Annotated in this window: 3 protein-coding genes; 1 reads left to right on the top strand and 2 read right to left on the bottom strand. The window is 45.0% G+C overall.

Annotated elements, in window-relative coordinates; translation table 11 throughout:
• On the top strand, positions 1-1,809 hold a 1,809-nt coding region (locus J6I68_RS15605), incomplete at its 5' end, for a glycoside hydrolase family 2 TIM barrel-domain containing protein (protein WP_292221637.1).
• On the opposite strand, the gene J6I68_RS15600 is transcribed toward J6I68_RS15605, so the two are convergent.
• Positions 1,804-2,322 carry a QueT transporter family protein gene (locus J6I68_RS15600; protein WP_292221636.1) on the bottom strand — a complete coding sequence of 173 codons (519 nt, stop codon included), beginning with the start codon at positions 2,320-2,322 and terminating at the stop codon, positions 1,804-1,806. The two genes, J6I68_RS15605 and J6I68_RS15600, sit on opposite strands and share 6 nt — an antisense overlap.
• Before the next feature lie 41 nt (positions 2,323-2,363).
• Positions 2,364-3,692 carry an HD-GYP domain-containing protein gene (locus tag J6I68_RS15595; RefSeq protein WP_292221635.1) on the bottom strand — a complete coding sequence of 443 codons (1,329 nt, stop codon included), beginning with the start codon at positions 3,690-3,692 and terminating at the stop codon, positions 2,364-2,366.
• Positions 3,693-3,976 lie beyond the last annotated feature (284 nt).

The raw sequence follows: 3,976 nt of genomic DNA, 5'->3' as shown, positions 1-3,976 counted from the left end.
GCAAACTGCGCTGTGTACCCGGAGACTGGCCATCCGCCTATGGAGGTGGACTCTTGGAAAGAGATAATAAGGACCTACATGGGCTACGGCGTAAGCTGCCTTCGCTTTCATTCCCACTGCCCGCCGGAGGCTGCATTTACTGCGGCAGATGAGCTTGGAATGCTGATGCAGCCTGAACTTTCCCACTGGAACCCAAGGGATGCTTTTTCAGACCTGAAAGCAGCAGATTACTACGAAAAAGAACTTTTGGAGATCCTTAAATCTTACGCAAACCACCCATCCTTCGTGATGCTTGCCTTTGGAAATGAGCTGCAGGCCAGGGAAAATGGAATGGCAGTAGCAGACAGGCTACTTGACCTTTGCCATAAAACAGATGCCACAAGGCTCTTTGCTTTTTCGTCAAACCCGTTCTACGGCGAAAAGGGAGCAGATGCTGGCAGCGATTTTTACACAGCCTCCTGGTATAAGGACAAGCCCATGCGAGCTACGTTTGATGGTATGAGAGGGTACCTTAACAGCGACTATCCAGACGCAAGGCACAGCTATGACGACACTGTCTTAGCTATCAGGAAGGAGTACCATAAGCCCATTTTTAGTTTTGAGGTGGGTCAGTATGAGGTGCTTCCTGACTTTAAGGAAATAGAGGATTTTAAGGGAGTTACAAGCCCTAAGAACTTAGAACTCATAAAAGAAAATGTAAAAAAGAAGGGGCTTCTTGATACCTGGAAGAAAAGGGTAGAAGCCACTGGGGAACTGGCTCTTTTGTCCTACAAAGAAGAGGTGGAGGCTGCCCGTAGGACACAAGAGTATAGCGGAATATCCCTTCTTGGACTTCAGGATTTTCCTGGCCAGGGAACAGCTCTTGTGGGAATGATGAACTCTCACCTTAAGCCAAAGCCCTACAGCTTTGCAGATCCTCATAGGTTTAAGAGTTTTTTTGGCGAGGCCCTTCCCCTGGTTTACCTTGAAAAGTACTGCTACACAGACAGCGAGGTTTTGTCAGCTACAGTGCGCCTTTCCAATTACTCAAAAGGCGATATCACTGGAAGGCTCAAGGCCTGCCTTTTGGATGGGGAGACTTCTCTTTTCACCAAAGAATATTACCAAGAGGTAACTGTAGCCCAGGGGCAGCTTACTGATGTTGGAGAGATAAGGCTATACCTGTCAGGCCTTGACCTTAAAAGAAACAGCGCCCTGACCTTGAAGGTTTCTTTTGCAGGATACGAAAACAGCTACAGGATATACGTGTACACTGCAGAATCCCAAAAACCTCAGAAGCCTTCTGGCATCTATGAATGCAGGACCATGGACGAAGAGGCAAAAGAAATCCTTAAAAGAGGCGGATGCGTTTTTCTTGCGCCAGATCCCACAAAAGAAAACCTGCCATCCTCCATTAAGTCCACATTCACCACGGACTTTTGGTCTGTTGGAACCTTCAGCTCCCAGGAGGGCAGCATGGGACTTCTTATAGACAGTGAACATCCGCTGTTTAAGGACTACCCCACAAGCTTTCATTCAGACTATCAGTGGTTTGCCCAAAGCTCCCAGAGAGCATTGATACTTCCCGACGGCGTAAAGAGCATAGTGACTGTCCTTGACAGCTATGCTTACCTTAGGAACATGGGAATGCTCCTTGAATTTAACTGCGAAAAGGGCAGGGTATTTGTTTCAACCATGGGGCTTCACAGGCTAAAAAAATATCCGGAGTGCAGAGCTCTTTTGACATCCATATACAGATACATGGATTCAGAGGACTTTACTCCGGATCAGAATATTAGTTTTGAGGAACTTGCGCGCTTAGCTCTATGAGTTTTGGTCCATGGAAAAGAGCTTACTGGCAATGGGGCTAAGGGCGTAGATAAGGAGCTCTCCCAATATGAAGCAGGAGATCACTTCTCCAAGGCCCACAGTTGCTGTGAAAAATAGAAGTGTCCCTGGAATGTGATAGACCCTTATGAGGATCTGGGGAACGATCAACATGTTTGCTATGATAGGCGGTATTGGAGCAAGCCATCTGGCGATATTTCTTTTTGCCTTTCTGCTGATAACGTAGGTTCCGATGGCACCTATGAGGGTCGCAATGGAGCCAAATATCACGTCGGGCATAAGACAGCCGGTCAAGATGTTGCTTAGAATGCATCCCGCAAAGAGCCCCGGGATCGCAGCGGGGGTAAACAGCGGAAGCACTGTCAGAGCCTCAGAAAATCTTATCTGTACGGCGTAGTTTGCAAGGCCCATGGCATTTGCAAGAAGCGTAAGCACCACGTAGAGGGCTCCTATTGCGGCTGCATGTGTTATGAAAATGACATTTTTGTTTCGCATATTTCTTCCTGACTTTTTCAAAATTTGATAATTAAATGATCTTATGTCAGATTTCCGTGGAGTTTAAATTCAGTGTCTTCATCTATCATCTCCAGAAGGTAAATGGCTATATCAGGATCAAACTGAGTTCCGCTGCATCTTACGATCTCATCTCTGACTTCCTTTTGACTTTTGGGAACGGAGTAGGAACGCTTGGATGTCATGGCATCGTAGCTGTCAGCCAGACAGATTATCCTTGCTTCTTCCGGGATCTCTTTTCCCTTAAGTCCGTCCGGATAGCCATTTCCGTCATATCTTTCATGATGCCATCTTGCTCCCTTGGAAAGCCAGGGGATCTCGGTTATTGTCTTTAGAATTTCCCAACCTGTAAGGGTGTGTTTTTTTATCTCATCAAATTCTTCGTCAGTCAGGCGTCCTTCTTTGTTGATTATTTCTTCTGATACGCCTATCTTGCCGATGTCGTGTAAAAGCCCCAGTTCGTATATCTCTTCCTGTTCTTTTTCGCTTTTGCCCATGCGTTTAGCGATCTCTTTTGCATACTCTGCGACGCGGGAGGAATGACCGTTGGTGTAGTGATCCTTGGCATCGACTGCTTTTGAGAGAGCCAGCATGACTTCCCTTGAAAGGCGATCCTTGGATTCCAGAATGGCTTCTCTGGTCTTTGCTTCGTTCAACTCAGCAGTTGCCTGCACCAATCTCAGATATTCAGGGGTCTCAAGGGAGAGGAAAATGACTAAAACCCCTATGGATGCGATAAAGAAGGTGATCAGCACGTTGTCAAAATAGAGCATCTGAAGAAAGAAAAGGGTTCCTGCAACTAAAATTGCCAGTAGCATAGTTATCAGCTGACTCTTCTTGTACATCATGTGGTGCCTTAACATATAGATACTTGCAATTACAAAAAAGAGAATAGGAAATCCATATGCTACCGGGATAAATAGAAACTCGTGAATGTAATTGCCTGCCTCGTCATAGGTGAAAACCCAGCCTGTTATAGGATTTGTCAAAAGCAGCAGGTAGTTTACGGCTAATAGAGTATAGTTCATCAGATTCCTTAATTTGGAAGCCGTCTGATTCATGGTGCAGTACGCATATATGTAATAGATAAAGAGAAATGCTGATAGTGAAGCAAGCGCTGAATCGGTCATGTTAAAAAAATAGTGGACCGGATTTGAAACCAGAGTGTGTGCGCTTGAAACGATGGCTGTGACAACGTCGAAGAAGGTGGTTATCATCACAGCACAAGTAAACCTTCGGAATGCTATATTGACCTTAGTGGGAGAAGTATAGCGTACTAAGAGGTATACGAAAAGAGCTATGTCCAGCGGAATGACCGCCACTTCAAGAAAAATATTATAGTCAAGGCTCATATGTTAAGAATTATACTATAAAACGTTGAATAAGTGTATAGCGCCAGCAATTAAAATCGAAGGATGGCGAGAATTCAAGCTTGAATTTATCACTTTGATGTGATAACGTATTAAAAACACAATAAACGGATCAACGGAGGAACGTATGGGAACACAGATCATTTTGGGTATCGTAATCGTATTGTATCTTGCCATGATGATCCTCATTGGTGTTATCTTTTCCAAAGGTAATGACGATGCAGGTGACTTTTATCTTGGCGGAAGAAAGCTTGGACCTTTTGTTG

Source organism: Butyrivibrio sp., from assembly GCF_017940685.1.
Taxonomy (GTDB): Bacteria; Bacillota; Clostridia; order Lachnospirales; family Lachnospiraceae; genus Butyrivibrio.
The sequence above is the reverse complement of the archived record's forward strand: the minus strand, read 5'-3'. Positions and strand labels throughout refer to the sequence as shown.